The 21,801-nt window shown below is 66.8% G+C and carries 25 protein-coding genes and 2 pseudogenes; 20 read left to right on the forward strand and 7 right to left on the reverse strand.

Annotated features, from left to right (window positions below; all coding sequences use genetic code 11):
* Nucleotides 1-32 precede the first annotated feature (32 nt).
* Nucleotides 33-353, reverse strand: a pseudogene (locus T428_RS0104475) (carboxymuconolactone decarboxylase family protein); the annotation flags it as partial.
* An 81-nt stretch (nucleotides 354-434) separates the two neighbouring features.
* A complete protein-coding gene (locus T428_RS0104480) occupies nucleotides 435-776 on the reverse strand; it encodes a type II toxin-antitoxin system VapB family antitoxin (protein WP_025735541.1) in 342 nt (113 codons plus the stop codon).
* Nucleotides 777-932: 156 nt separating this feature from the next.
* Here T428_RS0104480 and hrcA point away from each other — a divergent pair, with 156 nt between their 5' ends.
* Genes hrcA through era form a run of 9 tightly spaced genes read left to right on the forward strand, consistent with a single transcriptional unit; the run spans nucleotide 933 to nucleotide 9,454 of the window.
* Entirely contained in the window at nucleotides 933-1,964 is a 1,032-nt protein-coding gene (gene hrcA / locus T428_RS0104485) for a heat-inducible transcriptional repressor HrcA (RefSeq protein WP_025735542.1), read from the forward strand.
* A gap of 59 nt (nucleotides 1,965-2,023) precedes the next feature.
* Nucleotides 2,024-3,166: a molecular chaperone DnaJ gene (gene dnaJ / locus T428_RS0104490; RefSeq protein ID WP_025735543.1), complete on the forward strand. Its 1,143-nt coding sequence runs from the start codon at nucleotides 2,024-2,026 to the stop codon at nucleotides 3,164-3,166.
* 20 nt (nucleotides 3,167-3,186) lie between these two features.
* Entirely contained in the window at nucleotides 3,187-3,999 is an 813-nt protein-coding gene (locus tag T428_RS0104495; protein ID WP_025735544.1) for a 16S rRNA (uracil(1498)-N(3))-methyltransferase, read from the forward strand.
* Nucleotides 4,000-4,049: 50 nt separating this feature from the next.
* Entirely contained in the window at nucleotides 4,050-5,117 is a 1,068-nt protein-coding gene (locus T428_RS0104500; RefSeq protein WP_025735545.1) for a PhoH family protein, read from the forward strand.
* A gap of 18 nt (nucleotides 5,118-5,135) precedes the next feature.
* Nucleotides 5,136-5,669 (forward strand): rRNA maturation RNase YbeY, encoded by a 534-nt coding sequence (ybeY, locus tag T428_RS0104505; protein WP_025735546.1) that lies wholly within the window; start codon nucleotides 5,136-5,138, stop codon nucleotides 5,667-5,669.
* A 6-nt stretch (nucleotides 5,670-5,675) separates the two neighbouring features.
* A complete protein-coding gene (locus T428_RS0104510; RefSeq protein ID WP_025735547.1) occupies nucleotides 5,676-6,935 on the forward strand; it encodes a hypothetical protein in 1,260 nt (419 codons plus the stop codon).
* A gap of 5 nt (nucleotides 6,936-6,940) precedes the next feature.
* The gene (locus T428_RS0104515; RefSeq protein WP_025735548.1) at nucleotides 6,941-8,245 is read left to right on the forward strand and encodes a hemolysin family protein; all 1,305 of its coding nucleotides are present in this window, start codon (nucleotides 6,941-6,943) and stop codon (nucleotides 8,243-8,245) included.
* Complete coding sequence (locus tag T428_RS0104520) at nucleotides 8,238-8,558, forward strand: hypothetical protein (RefSeq protein ID WP_025735549.1); 321 nt, start codon at nucleotides 8,238-8,240, stop codon at nucleotides 8,556-8,558. The genes T428_RS0104515 and T428_RS0104520 overlap by 8 nt, the downstream gene beginning before the upstream one ends.
* Nucleotides 8,555-9,454 carry a GTPase Era gene (era, locus tag T428_RS0104525; protein WP_025735550.1) on the forward strand — a complete coding sequence of 300 codons (900 nt, stop codon included), beginning with the start codon at nucleotides 8,555-8,557 and terminating at the stop codon, nucleotides 9,452-9,454. The genes T428_RS0104520 and era overlap by 4 nt, the downstream gene beginning before the upstream one ends.
* 80 nt (nucleotides 9,455-9,534) lie before the next feature.
* On the opposite strand, the gene T428_RS0104530 is transcribed toward era, so the two are convergent.
* The gene (locus T428_RS0104530) at nucleotides 9,535-9,870 is read right to left on the reverse strand and encodes a hypothetical protein (protein WP_025735551.1); all 336 of its coding nucleotides are present in this window, start codon (nucleotides 9,868-9,870) and stop codon (nucleotides 9,535-9,537) included.
* Here T428_RS0104530 and T428_RS30895 point away from each other — a divergent pair.
* The 4 genes from T428_RS30895 to T428_RS0104550 all read left to right on the forward strand — a co-directional run bounded on the left by T428_RS30895 (nucleotide 9,869) and on the right by T428_RS0104550 (nucleotide 11,951).
* On the forward strand, nucleotides 9,869-10,135 hold the full coding sequence (locus tag T428_RS30895; RefSeq protein ID WP_025735552.1) for an EspA/EspE family type VII secretion system effector: 267 nt from the start codon (nucleotides 9,869-9,871) through the stop codon (nucleotides 10,133-10,135). The genes T428_RS0104530 and T428_RS30895 overlap by 2 nt on opposite strands.
* Nucleotides 10,136-10,630: 495 nt before the next feature.
* Nucleotides 10,631-10,846, forward strand: coding sequence for a hypothetical protein (locus T428_RS0104540; protein ID WP_211243887.1), 216 nt, complete (start codon nucleotides 10,631-10,633; stop codon nucleotides 10,844-10,846).
* Nucleotides 10,847-10,902: 56 nt separating this feature from the next.
* Nucleotides 10,903-11,187 carry an ESX-1 secretion-associated protein gene (locus T428_RS35930; RefSeq protein ID WP_051465108.1) on the forward strand — a complete coding sequence of 95 codons (285 nt, stop codon included), beginning with the start codon at nucleotides 10,903-10,905 and terminating at the stop codon, nucleotides 11,185-11,187.
* Between the two features lie 185 nt (nucleotides 11,188-11,372).
* Nucleotides 11,373-11,951: a hemerythrin domain-containing protein gene (locus tag T428_RS0104550; RefSeq protein ID WP_025735554.1), complete on the forward strand. Its 579-nt coding sequence runs from the start codon at nucleotides 11,373-11,375 to the stop codon at nucleotides 11,949-11,951.
* Between the two features lie 56 nt (nucleotides 11,952-12,007).
* On the opposite strand, the pseudogene T428_RS25545 reads toward T428_RS0104550, so the two are convergent.
* Nucleotides 12,008-12,904: pseudogene (locus T428_RS25545) on the reverse strand (manganese catalase family protein).
* A 183-nt stretch (nucleotides 12,905-13,087) separates the two neighbouring features.
* Nucleotides 13,088-14,563, reverse strand: coding sequence for an amidase (locus tag T428_RS0104560; RefSeq protein WP_025735555.1), 1,476 nt, complete (start codon nucleotides 14,561-14,563; stop codon nucleotides 13,088-13,090).
* 61 nt (nucleotides 14,564-14,624) lie between these two features.
* Here T428_RS0104560 and recO point away from each other — a divergent pair, with 61 nt between their 5' ends.
* From recO to T428_RS0104575, 3 genes are read left to right on the forward strand one after another with little or no spacing between them, the layout of a single operon-like run.
* Entirely contained in the window at nucleotides 14,625-15,422 is a 798-nt protein-coding gene (recO, locus tag T428_RS0104565; protein ID WP_025735556.1) for a DNA repair protein RecO, read from the forward strand.
* Nucleotides 15,415-16,293, forward strand: coding sequence for a decaprenyl diphosphate synthase (locus tag T428_RS0104570; RefSeq protein WP_025735557.1), 879 nt, complete (start codon nucleotides 15,415-15,417; stop codon nucleotides 16,291-16,293). Before recO ends, T428_RS0104570 begins: the two co-directional genes overlap by 8 nt.
* On the forward strand, nucleotides 16,293-16,721 hold the full coding sequence (locus tag T428_RS0104575) for a hypothetical protein (RefSeq protein WP_025735558.1): 429 nt from the start codon (nucleotides 16,293-16,295) through the stop codon (nucleotides 16,719-16,721). Before T428_RS0104570 ends, T428_RS0104575 begins: the two co-directional genes overlap by 1 nt.
* Nucleotides 16,722-16,817: 96 nt before the next feature.
* Here the strand turns inward: T428_RS0104575 and T428_RS0104580 are convergent, their stop codons facing one another.
* Entirely contained in the window at nucleotides 16,818-17,207 is a 390-nt protein-coding gene (locus tag T428_RS0104580) for a Fur family transcriptional regulator (RefSeq protein ID WP_025735559.1), read from the reverse strand.
* On the reverse strand, nucleotides 17,204-17,602 hold the full coding sequence (locus T428_RS0104585) for a metalloregulator ArsR/SmtB family transcription factor (RefSeq protein ID WP_425411982.1): 399 nt from the start codon (nucleotides 17,600-17,602) through the stop codon (nucleotides 17,204-17,206). Before T428_RS0104585 ends, T428_RS0104580 begins: the two co-directional genes overlap by 4 nt.
* A 174-nt stretch (nucleotides 17,603-17,776) precedes the next feature.
* On the opposite strand from T428_RS0104585, the gene T428_RS0104590 reads away from it, so the two are divergent.
* From T428_RS0104590 to T428_RS0104605, 4 genes are all read left to right on the forward strand, one after another.
* Nucleotides 17,777-19,168 carry a glycine--tRNA ligase gene (locus T428_RS0104590; protein WP_025735561.1) on the forward strand — a complete coding sequence of 464 codons (1,392 nt, stop codon included), beginning with the start codon at nucleotides 17,777-17,779 and terminating at the stop codon, nucleotides 19,166-19,168.
* Nucleotides 19,169-19,322: 154 nt separating this feature from the next.
* On the forward strand, nucleotides 19,323-20,501 hold the full coding sequence (locus tag T428_RS0104595) for a PPE family protein (RefSeq protein WP_025735562.1): 1,179 nt from the start codon (nucleotides 19,323-19,325) through the stop codon (nucleotides 20,499-20,501).
* Nucleotides 20,502-21,083: 582 nt separating this feature from the next.
* Complete coding sequence (locus T428_RS25550) at nucleotides 21,084-21,410, forward strand: hypothetical protein (protein ID WP_025735563.1); 327 nt, start codon at nucleotides 21,084-21,086, stop codon at nucleotides 21,408-21,410.
* Nucleotides 21,411-21,475: 65 nt separating this feature from the next.
* Complete coding sequence (locus tag T428_RS0104605; RefSeq protein ID WP_025735564.1) at nucleotides 21,476-21,772, forward strand: WXG100 family type VII secretion target; 297 nt, start codon at nucleotides 21,476-21,478, stop codon at nucleotides 21,770-21,772.
* Nucleotides 21,773-21,801: the final 29 nt, after the last annotated feature.

Here is a 21,801-nt window from a genome sequence, read left to right on the forward strand (position 1 = left end):
CTGGCGGCGCTGCCCGGCCCCCAGGTGTTGCTGAGTTCCTCGTCGGTGATTCCCCACCGGCGGGCGATCTGGGAGCCGAGGTCGATGCAGTATTCGCAGCGCACCGTCGTCGCCGCCTTCAACTCCGCCAGCGCCCGGTGGCGCGGGCTGAGTATGTCCAGCTTCGATTCGGCCTGCTCGAGCTTGCCGTAGGCGCTGAGCAGCCGGGGGATGTGGGCATACATGCGCAGCGGTTCGAGCATGCCGGCCGTTTCCAACCCGGCCATCTGCGCGAGCTTGCGTCTGGTGAAAAAGAAGGCGATCTTGGCGCCCAGGTTGGCGTCGCGGTCGGAGACTCCCTGAAGCCGGGACATGGCGTACCTCCCGAATAGTCGCGGTGCGGACCTTTAGGCCCTCACTACGTCGACACCCGGCGACGCACAAACGTGACCGGGCTAGCGCCCGAACGTCGAACCCGACCCCTGGGTCTGCTGGCTCAGCGGCACATCCATGTCGTACAGCCGGGCATGCAACACGGTGCGATTCCGCAGCGCGGCGCGCACCGCGCGGTGCAGGCCGTCCTCGAGATAGATGATCCCCCGCCACCGCACCGCGTGCGGGAAGAGATCGCCGTAAAAGGTGGAGTCCTCCGACAGCAGCCGGTCCAGCGCCAGCACCGTGGTCGTGGTGACCAATTCGTCGAGCCGGATCTGCTGCGGCGGTATCTGGGACCAGTCCCGGTAGGACAGCCCGTGTTCCGGATAGGGCTTGCCTTCTCGTACGCCCTTGAAAATCATTGGCGGGTCTGCTCCGATGCGTCGTCGAGGCCCTACGGATACCTGCTGGACAGGCTAGCCGCAAAGTTGTCGGCCGTGCGCGCTGTACGCGCGCGCAACGAGGTCATCGCGTGGTATGAGACCGTAAAATGGACACGATCAAGGAGGTAGCAACCGATGGGCAGTGCAGACGAGCGTCGCTTCGAAGTGTTGCGCGCCATCGTCGCCGACTTCGTCGCCACCAAGGAACCCATCGGGTCGAAGTCGCTCGTCGAGCGGCACAACCTTGGCGTGTCCAGCGCCACCATCCGCAACGACATGGCGGTGCTGGAGGCCGAGGGCTACATCACCCAGCCGCACACCAGCTCCGGGCGGGTGCCCACCGAGAAGGGCTACCGCGAGTTCGTGGATCGGATCGACGACGTCAAGCCGTTGTCGTCGGCCGAACGGCGGGCGATCCAAAGCTTCCTGGAATCCGGCGTCGACCTGGACGACGTGCTGCGCCGCGCGGTGCGGCTGCTGGCTCAGCTGACCCGTCAGGTCGCGGTGGTGCAGTACCCGACGCTGTCGACGTCGACGGTGCGGCATCTGGAAGTGATCGCGCTGACGCCGGCCCGGCTGCTGATGGTGGTCATCACCGAATCCGGGCGGGTGGATCAGCGCATCGTCGAACTCGGCGACGTCATCGACGACCACCAGCTCTCGCAGCTGCGCGAGGTCCTGGGCCAGGCCCTGGAAGGCAAGAAGCTGTCCGCGGCTTCGGTCGCGGTGGCCGACCTCGCCCAGCAGCTGGGTGGTGCCGGCGGGCTGGGCGATGCGATCGGCCGATCGGCGACGGTGCTGCTGGAATCGCTGGTCGAGCACACCGAAGAGCGCCTGCTGATGGGCGGCACCGCGAACCTGACCCGCAACTCCGCGGATTTCGGCGGTTCGCTGCGCTCCATTCTGGAGGCGCTCGAGGAGCAGGTGGTGGTGCTGCGGTTGCTGGCGGCCCAGCAGGAGGCCGGCAAGGTGACGGTGCGCATCGGTCACGAGACGGCGGCCGAGCAGATGGCGGGCACGTCGATGGTGTCCACCGCGTACGGCACCATGGACACCGTGTACGGCGGTATGGGTGTGCTGGGGCCCACCCGAATGGACTATCCGGGAACTATCGCCAGCGTTGCCGCGGTTGCTCTCTATATTGGCGAAGTCCTGGGTGCTCGATGACCGCGCACCCGCAGGGTTTGTGGACAGCCGCGTAACGCGCGGCACAAGAAAGGTCAGGCGTGGCACGCGACTACTACGGGCTGCTGGGCGTGAGCAAAAACGCCAGCGATGCGGAGATCAAACGCGCGTATCGGAAGCTGGCGCGCGAACTGCACCCCGACATCAACCCCGACGAGGCCGCGCAGGCGAAGTTCAAGGAGATCAGCGTCGCCTATGAGGTGCTCAGTGATCCGGAGAAGCGGCGGATCGTCGACCTCGGCGGGGACCCGATGGAAAACGGCGCCGCGGCCGGCGGATTCGGCGGTTTTGGCGGCCTGGGTGACGTGTTCGAGGCGTTCTTCGGCGGCGGTTTCAGCGGGGGCTCGACCTCTCGCGGACCGATCGGCCGAGTTCGGCCGGGCTCGGACTCGCTGCTGCGGATGCGGCTGGACCTCGAAGAGTGCGCGACCGGGGTGACCAAGCAGGTCACCGTCGACACCGCCGTGCTGTGCGACCGCTGCCAAGGCAAGGGCACCAACGGCGATTCCGCCCCCATCCCGTGTGACACCTGCGGCGGTCGCGGCGAGGTGCAGTCGGTGCAGCGCTCCCTGCTGGGCCAGATGGTCACGTCACGGCCGTGCCCCACCTGCCGCGGCGTCGGCGTCGTCATCCCCGACCCGTGCCATCAGTGCATGGGCGACGGCCGGGTGCGCGCTCGCCGCGAGATCAGCGTCAAGATCCCCGCCGGGGTCGGCGACGGCATGCGGGTGCGGCTGGCCGCGCAGGGCGAGGTCGGGCCCGGGGGAGGGCCGGCCGGTGACCTCTATGTCGAGGTGCACGAGCAGGCCCACGACATCTTCGTGCGCGACAGCGACGACCTGCACTGCACGGTTTCGGTGCCGATGGTCGACGCCGCCCTCGGTGCGACGTTCAGGCTCGACGCCATCCTCGACGGCACCAGCGAGATCGCGATTCCACCTGGCACCCAACCGGGTTCGGTCATCACGTTGCGCGGCCACGGGATGCCACAGCTGCGCTCGACCACCCGCGGCGATCTGCACGTCCACGTCGAGGTGGTGGTTCCCACCCGGCTGGACAGCCACGACAGCGACCTGTTGCGCGAGCTGAAAAGCCGCCGCAGCCGCGACGTGCCGGAGGTTCGGTCGACGAACACCGGCGGTGGGCTGTTCAGCCGGTTGCGCGAGACCTTCACCGGGCGCTAGGACCCTTCGGGCCCCCGCACATGGTGGCGACGCTGTTCTACGTCGAAGCACTACCCGACACCGGTGGGCTGGCCGTCGTCGACGGCGACGAGGGGTTTCACGCCGCGACCGTGCGCCGGACCCGGCCCGGCGAGGAATTGGTGCTCGGCGACGGCGCCGGAAGCCTGGCGCGCTGCGTGGTCGAGCAATCCGGGCGCGACGGCCTCCGGGCCCGGGTGCTGGACCGCTGGACCGTCGACCCGAGCAAGCCGGCGGTGACCGTGGTGCAGGCGCTGCCCAAATCCGAGCGCTCCGAGTTGGCGATCGAATTGGCCACCGAGGCCGGCGCCGATGCGTTCGTAGCCTGGCAGGCCAGCCGCTGCGTGGCCACCTGGCAGGGCGCGCGCGTCGAGAAGGGGCTGCGCCGCTGGCGCGCGGTGGTCCGCTCGGCGGCCCGGCAATCGCGGCGGGTGCACATCCCGCCCGTGGAGGGCGTGTTGCCGACGGCGGCGCTGGTCCAGCGGATCCGCGACGAAGTGGCCGCCGGCGCGGCGGTACTGGTCTTGCACGAGGCGGCGACCCAGCGGATCGCGGACGTCGCGATTGCGTGGGCCGGCGCGGTGTTCCTGGTCGTCGGGCCCGAGGGAGGTATCGCACCGGATGAGCTGGCGGCGCTGACCGACGCGGGCGCCGTCGCGGTGCGGCTGGGGCCGCAGGTGTTGCGGACGTCGACGGCCGCCGCGGTGGCCCTGGGCGCACTCGGCGTGCTCACGGCGCGATGGGAGCAAACCGTCGAGGTCGGGCCGCCTGAGCCGTTCGCGGCTGACCAGACGGAGCCCTCGGGCGTAGACTAAGTCATCCGATCTACCCCTGACGAGCCGAGAAGGCAGGCACCGGAAACCACGTGACGCCACGCGAGACTAACGCTGCTGATGCAGCTGAGGCCCTGCCGGGCCCCGATCTCAAAGCACAGGTTCGCAGCAGCATCGACATCCCTCCTGATCTCGTCGTGGGCATGCTGGGCTCGTCGGACGAGAATCTGCGCGCACTCGAACGCATCCTGAGCGCCGACCTGCATGTGCGTGGCAACGCCGTCACCCTGTCCGGCGAACCGGCCGACGTCGCGCTTGCCGAGCACGCGATCTCCGAACTGGTCGCGATCGTGGCCAGCGGCCAGTCGCTGACCCCGGAGGTGGTGCGCCACAGCGTCGCGATGCTGCTGGGCACCGGCGACGAGTCACCCGCCGAGGTGCTCACCCTCGACATCCTGGCCCGCCGCGGTAAGACGCTCCGGCCCAAGACCCTCAACCAGAAGCGGTACGTCGACGCCATCGACGCCCACACCATCGTGTTCGGGGTCGGCCCGGCCGGTACCGGCAAGACCTATCTGGCGATGGCCAAGGCGGTCAATGCGCTGCAGTCAAAGCAGGTGAGCCGGATCATCTTGACCAGACCGGCGGTGGAAGCCGGTGAACGCCTTGGCTTTTTGCCGGGCACATTGAGCGAGAAGATCGATCCGTACCTGCGCCCGCTGTACGACGCGCTGTACGACATGATGGAGCCCGAGCTGATCCCGAAGCTGATGTCCGCCGGGGTCATCGAAGTCGCACCGCTGGCGTACATGCGCGGCAGGAGCCTCAACTCCGGTTTCATCGTCCTCGATGAGGCGCAGAACACCACCGCCGAGCAAATGAAGATGTTCCTCACCCGACTGGGGTTCGGGTCGAAGATGGTCGTCACCGGGGATCTTACCCAGGTGGACTTGCCGGGCGGCGCCAAGTCCGGCCTGCGGGCGGCGGTCGAGATCCTCGAGGACATCGACGACATCCATGTCGCCGAGCTGACCAGCGTGGATGTGGTGCGCCACCGGCTGGTTTCGGAGATCGTCGACGCTTATGCGAGGGTGGAGGAATCCAACTCGGGCATGAATCGGGCGGCTCGGCGGGCATCCGGCACCCGAAATCGCCGATGATGGTGCGGTGAGCAGACCATGACGATCGAAGTGTCCAACGAGTCGGGGATCGACATCTCCGAAGCGGAGTTGGTGAGTGTCGCGCGGTTCGTCATCGCCAAGATGGACGTCAACCCGGGGGCCGAACTGTCGATGCTGCTGCTGGACACCGCGGCGATGGCCGATTTGCACATGCGCTGGATGGACTTGCCCGGGCCGACCGACGTGATGAGTTTCCCGATGGACGAGCTCGAGCCCGGCGGCCGTCCGGACGCGCCCGAGCCGGGGCCGTCGATGCTGGGTGATATCGTGCTGTGTCCGGAATTCGCGGCCGAGCAAGCCGCCGCGGCGGGCCACAGCCTCGGACATGAGTTGGCGCTGTTGACAATTCACGGTGTGCTGCACCTGCTCGGCTACGACCACGCCGAGCACGACGAAGAGAAGGAGATGTTCGCCCTGCAGGGGCGACTTCTCGAAGAGTGGGTAGCCGACCAGGTCGAGGCGTACCACTACGACCGGCAGGACGAACGAGATCGCCGGTTGCTGGACAAGTCAAGGTATTTCGACAATTGAGCCCTTATGAAGAGAGCACTCTGGACCTCGGTTTGCGCCGCGATGGCGTTTGCGCCGTCGGTGGTGCTGGCCGCCGCCACCGGCGTGGCACAGGCGTCTCCGTGCGCCGGCGAGGGGTCAAACCCGGTGTCGTGTCAGCACTGCCTGTTCTACGTGAACGCGTATCACACCGCGAACGTCTGCAACGCCCCGGCGCCGCGGCCCGCCCCAGCACCGACGAGCACCCCGGTGTACATCCCGGAGCCGCCGCCGTTGCCGCTGCCGCCGAGTTCCGCCCGCCCGGCGCCGACACCGGTGCAGACCCCGAAGATCAGTCCGCCGGCGCCGGGGGCGCCGCGGAACGTCGGGGTGATGGTGCCGCCCAAGAAGCTGGATGCGCCTCCGCAGGCGGTCGCGGCCGCCAAGGCCGCACCCGCGGCGCGGCTGAATCCCGCTGACCCTCCGAAGCCGCCGACCCCGACGGACTTCAACCAACAGGTGCAGAACGTCATCAGCGCCCGCAGCGAGAACGTCGACCAGATCAGGGCCGACAACAAGGTGCTGGTCCGGCCGCGGCATTGGGACTTCGTCGACTACGACGAGTATCACCGCCCGACCCTGTACAACCCGCTCAGCCAGGCGATGACCTTCCGTTACACCTACGACGGTGCCTCCCGCGACGCCTACCTTCCGGCCGGCGGCCGGATCGTGCTGGATGCCGGCACGGTCGGGCTGGTCCCGTTCACCGCGGTCGGCGAGAGCTATCTGGCGGCGGGCAGCTTCTACGGCGGGGCGTTCGTACCGCCGCCCAATTTCGCCGGCCCGCCGCCGCCGGAGTACGCCGCGCCGGCGCCCCCGACGCTGTACCAGAACGTGTTGGCCGAGGTCCCCGCCGACAACCTGATCGTGCAAGTCGGCCAGGTGGCGGTGGTCGGCCGCGACGAAAGCCAGCCGGTGGGCAGCCAGGACAGCTTCCTGCTCGACGACACCACCGTGGCCTGGGGCCAGGTGGTCGATCCCACCAACGGGGTGCAGATCAGGGTGAGCAAGACCCAGTCGCTGCCGGGCTTCGGGCCGACCGACAACGGCGACTTCTTGGTGGCGCTGGCGGTTCGCGGGGACCAAACCCAACCCGCTCAGCCCGCCCCGCCCGCTCAGGCCTGGTGGCCGTGGGCGGTGCGGTACGGGTTGTTGGTGCTGGCGGTCGTCGTCATTGCCGGGTTGCTCAATCGTCGGGCCAAAAGCGACGACGCCAAAAAAGAGTCGGCGACCGAGTCAAGGCATTAGCGCCGTTGACCGGGATATCTCAGCTGCTCGGCGCGCTTGCGTTGATCGTTCTGGGTGGGGTCTTCGCGGCGATCGATGGAGCCATCAGCACGGTGTCGCTGGCTCGGGTGGCCGAGCTGGTGCGCGACGAGCGCCCTGGCGCCCGGTCCCTGTCGAAGGTGATGGCCGACCGGCCGCGCTATATCAACCTGGTGGTGCTGTTGCGTATCAGCTGCGAGGTCACCGCGACCGTCCTGCTGGTGGTCTTTCTTTATGACAACTTCGGCCTGAACTGGGCGGTCTTCGGCGCCGCCACCATCATGGTGCTGACGAGCTTCATCGTCATCGGCGTCGGCCCGCGCACCCTCGGGCGTCAGCACGCGTATCAGATCTCACTGGTGTTAGCCATTCCGCTGCAAGTGATTTCGTCGCTGCTGATGCCGATCAGCCGGCTGTTGGTGGTGATCGGTAACGCGCTCACCCCGGGCCGCGGCCTGCGAAACGGACCGTTCGCGTCCGAGATCGAGTTGCGCGAAGTCGTCGATCTGGCCCAGCAGCGCGGCGTCGTCGCCGCCGACGAGCGCCGGATGATCGAGTCGGTGTTCGAGCTCGGCGACACCTCCGCGCGTGAGGTGATGGTGCCGCGCACGGAGATGATCTGGATCGATAGCGACAAGTTCGCCAGCCAGGCAACTAACTTGGCCGTCCGCAGTGGTCATTCCCGCATTCCGGTGATCGGCGAGAACGTCGACGACATCGTCGGCGTGGTGTATCTGAAAGACCTTGTCGAGCAGACATTTTTGGCGGCCGACGGCGGGCGGGACATCAAGGTGGCGCAGGTGATGCGCCCGGCGGTGTTCGTGCCGGACTCCAAGCCGCTGGACGCGCTGCTGCGTGAAATGCAACGCGACCGCAACCACATGGCGCTGCTCGTCGACGAGTACGGCGCGATCGCCGGTCTGGTCAGCATCGAGGACGTGCTGGAGGAGATCGTCGGCGCGATCGCCGACGAGTACGACGAAGCAGAAGTGGCGCTGGTAGAAGACTTGGGCAACAAGCACTTTCGCGTGTCGTCCCGGCTGCCGATCGAAGACGTCGGCGAGCTTTACGGCATCGAATTCGACGACGATCTCGACGTCGACACCGTCGGCGGCCTGCTGGCGCTGGAGTTGGGCCGGGTGCCGCTGCCCGGCGCCGAGGTGGTCTCGCACGGCCTGCGGCTGCGTGCCGAGGGGGGCCCCGACCATCGCGGGCGGGTGCGCATCCACACGGTGCTGCTGAGCCCGGCCGACTCGGAGGATCGCGAACTCGAGGACACGCGCCATGGCTGAGCACCTCGATTCCGAGGACGCCAAGCTTGTGGTGTTGGGGCGCGCCGCGATGGCCCGCGTCCAGGCCGGCAGCGCGGCCTCGGTGCGAGATGCCGACGGCCGCACGTATGCGGCTGCGCCGGTGGGTCTTTCGGCGCTGCGACTCACCGGACTACAGGCGGCGGTGGCCGCGGCCGTCTCCAGCGGGGCGACGGGTCTGGAGGCCGCCGTGTTGGTCGCTGGGTCGGCCGACGACCCGGGCATTGCCGCGGTGCGCGAGCTCAGCCCGACCGCGGCGATCATTTTGACCAACCGTGCCGGTACTCCGTTATGAGCGAATTCCGTTCGGGCTTCGTCTGTTTGGTGGGCCGGCCGAACACCGGCAAGTCGACACTGACTAACGCCCTGGTCGGCACCAAGGTGGCGATCACCTCGAAACGCCCGCAGACCACCCGCCACACCATCCGCGGCATCGTGCACCGGGAGAACTTCCAGATCATCCTGGTCGACACCCCGGGCCTGCATCGGCCGCGCACCTTGCTGGGCAAGCGGCTCAACGACCTGGTGCGCGATACCTACGCGCAAGTCGACGTGATCGGGCTGTGCATCCCGGCCGACGAGGCGATCGGTCCCGGCGACCGCTGGATCCTGGACCAGATTCGTGCGGTCGCACCGAAGACCACCCTGGTCGTCATCGTCACCAAGATCGACAAGGTGCCACGGGATCGGGTGGCCTCCCAGCTGGTGGCGGTCAACGAACTCGTCGAGGGCGCGGCCGAGATCGTCCCGGTGTCGGCGCTGGCCGGCACCCAGGTCGACGTGCTGATCGACGTGCTGGCCGCGGCGCTGCCGCCGGGTCCGGCGTATTACCCCGACGGCGAGCTGACCGACGAGCCCGAAGAGATCCTGATGGCCGAATTGATTCGCGAGGCCGCTTTGGAGGGCATTCGCGACGAACTTCCGCATTCACTGGCCGTGGTGATCGACGAGGTCAACCCGCGCGAGGACCGCGACGACCTGATCGACGTGCACGCGCTGCTCTACGTCGAACGGGACAGCCAGAAGGGCATCGTCATCGGCAAGGGCGCGACGCGGCTACGCGAGGTCGGCACGGCCGCGCGCGAGCAGATCGAGGAGTTGCTGGGCATCAAGGTCTACCTCGACCTGCGGGTCAAGGTCGCCAAGAACTGGCAGAGTGACCCCAAACAGCTTGGCCGGCTGGGCTTTTAGCCAGATGGGGCGTCGATCGGTCGACCCGCTCCAAGAATCCTTTTAGGACCTTCGTAGAGGGTTGCCGCACGGGCCGACGGTCATCGGCCGACTGGTGCACCGCCGAGCCTGCGCACCATCATCGAAAGGAAACGCAGATGAACGTATTCGTAGACGCCGCCAGGCTCATCGTCAACTTGGGCAGCCTCGGCGAACAATTCAAAGGCATCGGCGGTGCAAACTACAGCGGCGAATATCTTGCTTCGAGCGTTACCAGTATGGGCGCGGATGCCGTGTCCGGTGGCCTCGTCGGCTACAAGATGGTCAAGCAATACCAACTGGCCCGGAATATGAGTCCCGCAGAGCGTGCCCAGATGAACGACGGGCTGAAGGACAGCACCAGGTCTCATTCTCAAGACGCTCACCTTCGTCGACATGCTGGAGCTGACGACCGGCTTCGGACCGCCTTACGAGGGAGATGACTTCACCGCGGGTTCGGAGCAGCTCACCGAAATCTGTGCACAGCTGAAGACGGCCCTGCCGGACGACACCTGGCAGGGCGACGCGTCGGAACACTATGCCGAACAAGTCACGGCACTGAGCGATCTCGCGAAGAAGATTGCCGATCTGGACCACCAGCTTGCCGAGATCACAAAGAATCAGGCTGAATGGGTCACCCATGCTTGGGTTTCGGCGCCTTGAAGGACCTCTTACTGGCGGCGTTCGCCATCGAACTCGCCATGAAGTTCGCGGTGCCCGCTCTGGCCGGCCCCGGCCTGGCGGCATCATGCGCGCTGACAGTTTCGGGCCTGGCCGTCGGCGTTGCCTGCGGCTTCATCGGCACCCTGCTCTACTACTCGACCGAAAACAGCGGAAAGGCAAAGGATGTGGCTTCTGAGTACCGCGCCCGGGAGCACCGCGCGCGGTGCTCCCGGGCACCACGTCGGCCGAGTCTCGCGTGGCCGACGCGCCGACATCGACCACGCCCAACTTCGGGGACGCGTCGAGCAAGCTGACCGCCGTGATCACCGGGACCGATGTCGCCACGCCGGTGAACCCGGACGGCCGTGGAAGCAAAGCAGTCCCAACGGTGCGGGCGAAACCTCGACGGGACGTCATGCGCTGGCCGAATCGGATGAGACGACGCTCCCGCCGATCCCGTCGCACGGCGAGCCGGCACTGGCTCAGGTGACTCAAATGCCAAGGAAAGCAGCATCTCTCACCCAGCGGATGAGGCCGATACGGCCTCTGGCCGCGGCCGCCCAGCAGGGCCAGAAGACAGCGGCTCCTACCGACGAAGCCGGATCCGTCGACGAAGCCGGATCGGCCCACGGCGCCGATGGCGCCGAACGGGCACCGATCGAGTTCGCGGCGGCGGGTGGCACCGCCGAGAGCGCCCCGGTGAGTCGTTAGCACGGTCGAAACCGTTGTGCACCAACCCAATACCACACACTTAAGGAGATCAACTCATGTCCGATTTGGTTGTCACCCCAAACTACCTCGATCGACTGGCGACAATTCAGCGGCAAACCTCCGACAACAGCGCGACTGCCGCCGCAGTGGCCAAAGGAATCGGCGACGAGGTCTGGGTCACCCACGGTATTGTCAGCGGACCGTCCAACGTGGCGCTGGCTGACGCCGAGAGTGCCCGCCGGTCGGTAATCGAAGCAATGCAAACTGCCTCCCGCCAACTCGCCGACAAACTGGGCGGGCCGCCGACACCTACACCAGCGCCGACGAACAGGCGGGCTTGAACATCGACAAGCAACTCGTCGGCCGGATGGAGAAGATCTGAACGACAAGCGTTTCCGCTAACCCGCGCCGGGTGGATTGGACGTGGACACGAGCCAAGCCGTTCCGGCCGCCGAATTCGTCCGTTTTGGTGTCGTCGGCCCGGGTACCACTTACCGACTGAGACAGCCCAATCGGAAGGCAAGGCATGGATGCTTTAACTTTTCTCCGTCAAGACCACAAAAGTGTTCTCGGTTTGTTCGAGACGCTCGATGGAGCACCCTCGGGCTCCGGCGCCGAAGCCAGCGGCCTGGAGACCATGGTGAACAATCTGATCATCGCCGAATCACAGCATGAAGCGATCGAAGAGCAGTACTTTTGGTCCGCGGTGCGTGACGCGCTCGGCGACGCACTCGCCGACAAAGCGATCGATCAGGAACAGGCCGGCAAGAAGCTGCTGCAGCGGCTGGAGGACGGCAAGCCCGGCGAGCCCGATTACCACGAGGCGCTGCAGGCGTTCGTAAAAGCGGGACGTGAGCACATCGCCTACGAGCAAGAGGTGGTGTGGCCGCAAGTCGAACTCGCGATCAGCCGTGAGGAGCTGGAAAAGCTGGGCGAGAAGCTGGAGACCGCGAAGAAGATCGCGCCCACCCGGCCTCACCCGAACACCCCGCCCGACCCGGCAATCCTGAAAACCATGGGCATGGGCGCCGCGGTGGTGGACCATGTGCGCGACGCGTTCACCGGGCGCGCGGCGGACAACCCACCCGATCCGCAGGCGCACTGAACCATAACGAAAGGCCGGGCATCGGAGCAACCGATGCCCGGCCTTTTGGTTGTCGATCAGGTGGTGGGCGAGTGCTGTTCGTGCGTGAAGGGCTTTTCGGCCTCGACCGCCGGTGAGCCCCCTGCGGGTTCTGCCCGGTGCCCTTGTTCTTGCGCGTCTTCCCGCCCAGCCACTGCTGCTCGGGCTTTCCACGTACTCCCATTCCATGCCCTCCGGCCACGGACCTTGGCCCTGGTTCCACGGACCGCGGACCGATTCGCCGCCGTTGGACATGTTGAACGCGACATTCTGGAAGCGGGGATCGCCCGGCAGCTGGCCCGGCGGGAAGTTGACCGGGAGTTCGTTGAGCGCGGCGGTGAACTAGCTGATAGTGCGCCACCTCGCGGGTCATCAAGAACGTCAGGGTGTCCTGCACGCCCGGGTCGTCGGTGAACTGCTTGAGGTATTCGTAGATGACCTTCGCGCGGGATTCGGCCGCGACATTGTTGCGCAAATCGACGGTGGGATCGCCGTTCGCGTCGATGAACGCCCCGGTCCAGTTGTTGCCTGCGGAATCCTTAACGTCGGGCCCGCCGCCGCTGAGCACGAGAAACAGCGGGTTGACGGCGACTTGGTGGATGATGTTGTGCGCGCCCGTCCGTACTGGCGACCGCCGGCATCCAGTCGCACCGCTGATTCGCGATCTTCAGGTCGTCGTTGAGTCCGTCGAGCAGCATGGTGATCATCGATCCGACCATCTCGAGGTGGCTGAGCTCCTCGGTCGCGATGTCCATGAACAGGTCGTACATCTTGGGGTTCTTTTGCCGCAGCACGAACGCCTGGGTGAAGTACTGCAGCGCCGCGGTGAGTTCGCCGTTGGCGCCACCGAATTGCTCCATGAGCAACGATGCGAAACGCGGGTCGGGCTCCGTGACGCGTACTTCGAATTGAAGATCCTTGTTGTGTGTGAACACTGGTTGCCTCCTGGGGGTGTAGGCGGGGCTGATCGTCGCAGCGGGGTACCCGGGGCATCGGCAGCCAAACACGGTCGTCCAGGTTCCGGTGTTCACCGTTTGCCGGTGCCTGCCGCCGGTACCCGTGCTGCCCGGTGGCACCAAAGCTTTTCCGAACAGCGTTATTTCGGTGCCGACAAGTCGTTAGTCGGACGGATGGAAGTGGTCGTGCTCCCACCACACCGTCGGCTGCTTGGCCGCCCAGCCGCAGACAGCCTCCAACTCGGCGGCCAGCGAGATCAGCATGCCCTCGCTGTTCGCCGGGCCCATCAACTGCACACCGATCGGCAAGCCGTCCTCGGTGAACCCTGCGGGTACGTTGATCGACGGCCACCCCAACACATTCCACGGCCAGGTGGCCGGGCAGGCCTTGATCATGGCGCGGTCGGTGCCCCAGCCGCTCAGCCGGTCGAAGGCTCGGGCCAGTGGCGGTGGCTGGGCGGTCGTCGGGGCCAGCACCACGTCGACGATGTCGAAGATCGAGCCCACCCGCCGCTGCAGCGCCGCCTCGTGCCGTCGTGCGTTGCGTAGGATCGCCTGCCCCAATATATGGCCCATCCGCAGGTTGGACAGGGTGCGCGGGTCCAGCACCACCCCGTCGCCGAGGCGCTCCTCCCAATCCCGCAGTCCCGCAGTCGATCTGGCCAAGAAGTCCCACCCCAACCGCACGCCGTAGTCGGGGTTCCCGCTCACCACCGTGTGGCCGAGCAGTTGGAGCTGCTGGCCCACGGCGCGGGTCGCGGCCAGGATCTCGGGATGCAGCTTGGCCCGAAATAGGGTGTACGCGAAGCGGGTTGACAGCGCGATGTTCAGCGGCCCGGGCGCGATGCTGACATAGTCGGACGCCCGCAGCGCGGGCGGCTTGTGTCGGTCGCCCTCGACATTGCCCGACGCCGCGTCGAGCACCAGCGCCGCGTCGGCCACCGTGCGCGCCAGCACGCCGTTGACCGTGATCCCGTTGAACGACTCCGGCAGTGGCCAGGTCGAGATGCGGCCTCGCTGTGGCTTGATGCCGACCAGGTGCGTCCAGGCCGCCGGGATGCGGATGCTGCCGGCGCCGTCCGAGCCGATCGCGGCGGTGACCAGACCGGCCGCCACCGCGGCCGCGCTGCCACCCGACGATCCGCCCGGCGTGTGCCGCCGCGACCACGGATTGCGGGTGTGCCCGAACCCGGGCCCGCTGGTGAACGGCCACTGCCCCAGCTCGCAGGTGTTGGTCTTGCCGACGATCACCGCTCCGGCGGCCTTGAGGCGGCGCACCACCTCGGAGTCCTCGGTGGCGGGTCGGACGTAGCCGTCGGTGCCGAACGCGGTGGGCACGCCAGCAACGTCGACGTCGTCTTTCACGGCGATCGGGATGCCCAGCAACGGCGCCGTGTCGCCGGCGGCGCGGCGCCGGTCGGCCTCGGCCGCGGCGGCCAACGCCGACTCCGTCAGCACCACCCGGAACGCGTTCAACGTGGACTGGCTGACATCGATCGCATGTAGCGAACGGCGTACCAATGTCTCGGAGGTCACCGAGCGGCTGTTCAGCTGATAGAGCAGGTCAGTGAGTGTGGGCAGGCGCGCGCCGCGGGACCCGGAAACGGACCCGGAAGGGAACCCAGGAGCGCCAATCACGGGGTACGAGACTATCGGCGCGGATCCCCGCAATGTCGCGGCGGGGTGCAAAACTATTGAGATGCGGCTGTATCGAGACCGAGCGGTAGTGCTGCGCCAGCACAAGCTCGGCGAAGCCGACCGGATCGTCACGCTGTTGACCCGTGATCACGGGTTGGTCCGCGCGGTGGCCAAGGGGGTGCGCCGCACCCGCAGCAAATTCGGCGCGCGGCTGGAACCGTTCGCGCACATCGATGTGCAGCTGCATCCCGGACGCAATCTCGACATCGTCACCCAGGTCGTTTCGATCGACGCGTTCGCCACCGACATCGTCAGCGACTACGGCCGGTACACCTGCGGGTGCGCGATGCTGGAAACCGCCGAGCGCCTCGCCGGTGAGGAGCGGGCGCCCGCCCCGGCGCTGCACCGGCTCACGGTGGGCGCGTTGCGGGCGGTGGCCGACGGACGCCGCCCCCGTGACCTGCTCCTGGACGCCTACCTGCTGCGCGCCATGGGCATCGCCGGCTGGGCCCCGGCGCTGACCGAGTGCGCGCGCTGCGCCACGCCCGGCGCGCATCGGGCATTCCACATCGCCGCCGGGGGCAGCGTCTGCGGCCACTGCCGTCCCGCCGGCTCGACCACACCGCCACTGGGTGTGCTGGAGCTGATGTCCGCCCTGCACGACGGCGATTGGGAGGCCGCCGAGGCGACGCCGCAATCCCACCGCAGCCATGTCAGCGGATTGGTGGCCGCCTATCTGCAATGGCATCTGGAACGCCAGCTCAAGACGTTGCCGCTGGTGGAGCGCAATTATCGGGTCGACCGCACCATCGCCGATCAGCGCGCCGCGCCGATCGGGCAGGATGAGGCCTGTGGCTAAGACCCACGACCGCAACTTCCCGCAATTGCCCGCCGCGCCCTCGAGCTATCCGACCTTTCCCGACAAGTCGACCTGGCCGGTGGTGTTCCCCGAGTTGCCGCCGGCTGCGGACGGCGGCCCGAGCCGGCCACCCCAGCACGTTTCGAAGGCCGTCGCGCCGCGCATCCCGGCGGACCGATTGCCCAACCATGTGGCCATCGTGATGGACGGCAACGGCCGCTGGGCCACTCAGCGCGGCCTGACCCGCACCGACGGCCACAAGGCGGGGGAGGCGGTGGTGATCGACGTCGTCTGCGGGGCAATCGAAATCGGGATCAAGTGGCTCAGCCTCTACGCGTTCTCCACCGAAAACTGGAAGCGATCCCCCGAAGAGGTCCGCTTCCTGATGGGCTTCAACCGCGACGTGGTGCGGATGCGCCGGGTCAACCTCAACACGATCGGGGTCAAGATCCGCTGGGTGGGGTCACGGCCACGCCTGTGGCGCAGCGTGATCAACGAGTTGGCGATCGCCGAGGAGATGACGAAGGGCAACGACGTCATCACCGTCAACTACTGCGTGAACTACGGTGGGCGCGCCGAAATCGCCGACTCCGCAAGGGAAATCGCGCGTTTAGCGGCCGCGGGCCAGCTGAACCCGGAACGCGTCACCGAGGCGACGGTGGCCCATCACCTGCAGCGGCCCGACATCCCCGACGTGGATCTGTTCCTGCGGACCTCGGGGGAGCAGCGCTCCAGTAATTTCATGCTGTGGCAGGCGGCCTACGCCGAGTACATCTTTTCCGACAAGTTGTGGCCCGACTACGACCGTCGCGACCTGTGGGCGGCCTGCGAGGAATATGCGGACCGCAACCGACGGTTTGGGAGCGCCTGATGACATCGCTGCAAGAACGTCTCGGCTCGATCCTGCGCGACGTGCTGCATGTCGAGGACGAACCCGACGGCGGCCTGACCGTGCACCACGACGGCACCTTCGCGTCGCTGCGGGTGGTCAACATCGCTGAGGGCCTGGACCTGGTGTCGCTGACCCAGGTCGTGGCGTGGGATCTGCCGCTGACCAAGAAGCTCAGCGATCAGGTGGCCAAGCAGGCGCACAACAGCAACTTCGGCAGTGTGACCGTCGTCGAAAAGGTCAGCGAGAAGGCCGCGGCGCGGAACTCCGGTAAGGGTGCGCCCAAAACTGCGGACGTGATGCTGCGGTACAACTTCCCGGGCGCGGGCTTGGCCGATGACGCCCTGCGCACCCTGATCCTGCTGGTGCTCGACACCGGCGCCCAGATGCGGCGCCTACTGACCGCCTGACCGGCTGGCCCGCTGGCCGTTGACCGCGGCCCGGGCGCCCCGCGCATTGGGCGCCGAGCGCGCGGCCAGCCGCGCGTTGGGTCGGGCATTACGGTCTCAGCGGCAGTCCGAGCAGGTGCCGAAGATCTCGATGGTGTGGCTGACGTCGGAATAGCCGTGCTTGGCGGCCACCTGCAACGCCCACTCCTCGACCTCGTGGTCGCCCACCTCGATGGTGGATCCGCAGTGCCGGCACACCAGGTGATGGTGATGGTGCTCCGAGCAGCGCCGGTAGACCGATTCGCCGGTGTCGGTGCGCAGCGTGTCCACCATTCCGGCCGATGCCATGGACTGCAGCGTCCGGTAGACCGTCGTCAGCCCGATGTTCTCGCCGCGGCGGCGCAGCTCGTCGTGCAGCTCCTGGGCCGAGCGGAATTCGTCGCGAGTCTCCAGCAGCGTGGAAATCGCCGCCCGCTGACGGGTGGAACGGACGCTGGGTCGGGTCATGGTGTGTCCTCGCTGGCATGGTCGACGGCGTCGACGACGATGTGCGCCAGGTGGTGGTCGGCCAGGCGGTACAGCACCTCGCGGCCGGAGCGCTCCCCGGCGACCACTCCCGCCGCCTTGAGGATCTTCAAATGCTGGCTGACCAGCGGTTGTGGCACGCCCAGCGCGTCGACCAGCTCGTGCACGCAGCGTTGGGATTCGCGGAGTTGCAGCACGATGGCGATCCGTACGGGCGCGGCCAGCGCGCGCAGCAGCTCACCGGCGGCATCGAGGATCTCGCGCGACGGCGGCTCCGGATACTCGGCGAACGGGGCATGTTCGCCTGCGCCCGCCGGGCCGTGCCGGGGGGAAACCAGATCCGACGATGAGGCCGATGACGAGGAGGGCATCATCATGCGAGCGTCATCTCCTCGAAAAGTGCCGGGTACGTGGAGTGCCCACTATAGGGAACGACTTCCACTGTCACATGCATGATGATGCATGTCAAAGACCTCGGCCCGGTCGATACCATTGCTGATGTTTCGCGGGCGACGATTCGCCGCCCCGCCTCTTCAGGCATCCGAAAGGGAGTGGACCACCCCGTGGCGTCCGTCATCGACACCGTCGTCAACCTGGCCAAACGACGCGGATTCGTCTATCCCTCGGGTGAGATCTACGGCGGCACCAAGTCGGCGTGGGATTACGGGCCGCTGGGCGTGGAACTCAAGGAGAACATCAAGCGGCAGTGGTGGCGCGCCGTGGTCACCGGCCGCGACGACGTCGTGGGACTCGACTCGTCGATCATCCTGCCGCGGCAGGTGTGGGTGGCCTCCGGCCACGTCGAGGTGTTTCACGACCCGCTGGTGGAGTCGCTGATCACCCACAAGCGCTACCGCGCCGACCACCTCATCGAGGCCTACGAGGCCAAACACGGGCACCCGCCACCCAACGGGCTGGCCGATATCCGCGACCCGGAGACCGGGGAGCCCGGCCGGTGGACCGAGCCGCGCGAATTCAACATGATGCTCAAGACCTACCTCGGGCCCATCGAGACGGAGGAGGGACTGCACTACCTGCGGCCCGAGACCGCGCAGGGCATCTTCGTCAACTTCGCCAACGTGGTGACCACCGCCCGGCGCAAGCCGCCGTTCGGCATCGGCCAGATCGGCAAGAGCTTCCGCAACGAGATCACCCCGGGCAACTTCATCTTCCGCACCCGTGAGTTCGAGCAGATGGAGATGGAGTTCTTCGTCGAGCCGTCGACCACGAAGGAATGGCATCAGTACTGGATCGACACCCGGCATCAGTGGTACACCGACCTTGGCATCAAACCGGAGAACCTGCGCCTGTACGAACACCCCAAAGACAAGCTGTCGCACTACTCCGACCGCACCGTCGACATCGAGTACAAATTCGGCTTCCAGGGCAACCCGTGGGGCGAGCTGGAAGGTGTCGCCAATCGGACCGACTTCGATTTGTCAACGCACGCAAAGCATTCCGGTGTCGACCTGTCCTTTTACGACCAGGTCAGCGACACCCGGTACACGCCGTACGTGATCGAACCCGCAGCCGGCCTGACGCGGTCCTTCATGGCGTTTTTGATCGACGCCTACGCCGAGGACGAAGCCCCCAACGCCAAGGGCGGGGTGGACAAGCGCACCGTGCTGCGGCTCGACCCGCGCCTGGCCCCGGTCAAGGCGGCGGTGCTGCCGCTGTCGCGGCACGCCGACTTGAGCCCCAAGGCTCGCGACCTGGCCGCAGAACTGCGGCAGTCCTGGAACATCGAGTTCGACGACGCCGGCGCGATCGGGCGCCGCTACCGTCGCCAGGACGAGGTCGGCACGCCGTTCTGCGTGACGGTGGATTTCGACTCGCTCGAGGACAACGCCGTCACCGTGCGCGAACGCGACGCCATGACGCAGGAGCGGGTGGCAATGGACGCGGTTGCGGACTACCTAGCGGTTCGGCTCAAGGGCGCCTAGCGCGCCGGCGAACCGGCCATTTCGGCGACCGGGGTCGTTTTGGTGTAGTGCTGTCCACGATCCGGCCTTAGTCTTATACGCAGTGTCCAGTCGCTGTGACTGTCGGGGTGCGGTTCTACGGCCGTACAAACGGCTGGTCGTGTCGAGGTAGTGGATGGTTCTGGATTTCGCGTTCTTCCCGCCGGAGATCAACTCGGCCCTGATGTACGGCGGTGCCGGCTCAGGGCCGCTGTTGGCGGCTGCCGCTGCCTGGGATGGATTGGCCGCCGACATGTGGGCGTCGGCGTCGTCCTTCGACTCGGTCGTGTCGGGCCTGGCGTCGAATGGGCAATGGACGGGTCCGTCCGCGGAGTCGATGACGCAGGCGGCCGCGCCCTATCTGCAGTGGCTGCACACGGCGGCCGCGCACGCCTCGATGTCGGCCGTGCAAGCCCGGGTGGCGGCGATGTCGTACGAGTCGGCGTTCGCGGCGACGGTGCCGCCGGCGGCGATCGCCGCGAACCGTGTCCAGCTGATGACCCTGATCGCGACGAACTTTCTGGGCCAGAACACCGCCGCAATCGCGATGACCGAATTCGAATACCTGCAAATGTGGCTGCAGGACGTGATGGCCATGTTCGGCTATCACGCCGGGGCGCGATCGGTGATGTCGGCGTTGCCGTCGATCACGGCGGCGCCGTCGAGCTTGGCGGGGCTGTTCACCACCCCGCTGAGCACGTTGGCATCCCAATTCGCCGGGGCGCTGTCGTCGGTGGGTGGGCAGATATTCGGGCCCGGATTCTCGTCGGCGGTGACCGCGATCCAGACCGCGCTGACCCAGGTCGGGTCGATCGTCACCTCGGCGCCGGTGTCGTCGCTGATGTCGGTCGCCCAGATCGGGATGTATCCGGCGACCGCGGTGACGGCGCCGATGATGGCGCTGGCATCAGGTACCGCGCCGGTGACCTCGTTGGCCGGCGCGACGAATATGGCCGCCACTGGTGCGGCCCAAACCGTCGGTTCGAGCGCACCGGCGACGCGGGTAATGAGCGGCGACGGAAGCTGGGGCTCGTCGATTTCGGCCAGTCTGGGCCGGGCGCGGCTGGCCGGCGCGATATCGGTGCCCCCGGTATGGCAGGGCTCGACGTCGGCCCCGATCGTCAGCTCCGCGATGGCGGGGGCGGGTACGTCCGGTGCCGTGGCGGAGCCGGTCGGATCCACCAGCGGCGTGCCGATGCCGGTGCGGGCGGCCGCGGGTCATGACAAGCCGGCCGAAATGGTGGGACGCGCCGGAACCAGCGCGACGCACGTCGTGCAGACCCGGCCTAGGGTGGTGCCGAGAAAGGGCGCGTAAGGGGGGCTTCGGCGGGCCCGGATGCAATTGCTCGGGCGGTCATACGAATGAATCGGACATGTCGCAAATTTCTCGACATGTTGCGAACTTGTATTCATCGGTTACCCGCTTAATCAAACTATTAGGTACGGTTTGTGCTCGCGAATGATTGCGGGCCCGCAATGTTCGGCAGAAAGATGCGTTCGCGGGTGGCCCCGATCCTTGGTGCCGGTCCTGCGCGGTGGTTCGACGAGCTTGCAGCGGTTGCCGGTGCGGCGTCGTGGTGCGGCGTGCCCGCCCCGCACGCATCCGCGACATGACCGCAGAATCCCTGCCGAGCAACAAAATTCGCGCTGACGATAACGGCCGGATAAGCAACCGTTCCGCTAACCGGCACCGTCGGTCGATGCCTCGATCCACCGGCGCGGCGACGATCGTGACGGCTGGTTACCGCGCGGCTGAATTTTCGTGATTAACCACGACGAAAATCCGAAATTTCCAACAATTGTCCTCCTGCTTGCTTTACTATGACAAATACTCGGCGGCGATTTGTGCGCCGTTGGGGTCTGTGTGAACAGAGTTTCGGGTGTGGAAGGGGGCATCATGCTTTTGCCTCTTGGTTCACCTCTGCCGGACGATTCGGTGGTGGCAGTTCGGGGTGAGTCAGGCATGCTCGGTCGCTTGACGGTTCCGCTCAGTTGGAGCGTGGCCGTTCCGCCGGACGACTATGACCATTGGGCACCGGAGCGCGAAGAGCTCTCCGATGCCGAGGTCAACGCGACCGACGGGCCGGATTCAGAAGCGGCTGCCGATGGCATGAGCGAGAAGAAGGAATGGGGGCATTGGAACGGATGGGGAGGCGACGCCGAACCTCGTTTCGAAGTGCCACGAACCAGCAGCGTGGTGCCGCATTCGCCGGCAGCTGGTTGAGAGCGACGGTCGGACAACGGGTCGGCCGTCGCTGGGTTCAGTCCGCTACCCAGGGAAGAGGAAGTATGGCAACACGTTTTATGACCGATCCGCACGCGATGCGTGCGATGGCGGGCCGTTTTGAGATGCACGCGCAGACGGTGTCGGATGAGGCTCGCAAGATGTGGGCGTCGTCGATGAACATCGCCGGTGCGGGCTGGAGTGGTCAGGCCCAGGCGACCTCGTACGACACGATGGGTCAGATGAACCAGGCGTTCAACAACATTGTCAACATGCTCCACGGCGTGCGGGACGGACTGATCCGTGACGCCAACAACTACGAGACGCAAGAGCAGGCCTCGCAGCAGGCCCTCAGCCACTAACCGCGAAAACCACTGGTTTCCAAAACTTT

The organism is Mycobacterium genavense ATCC 51234 (assembly GCF_000526915.1).
GTDB lineage: Bacteria > Actinomycetota > Actinomycetes > Mycobacteriales > Mycobacteriaceae > Mycobacterium > Mycobacterium genavense.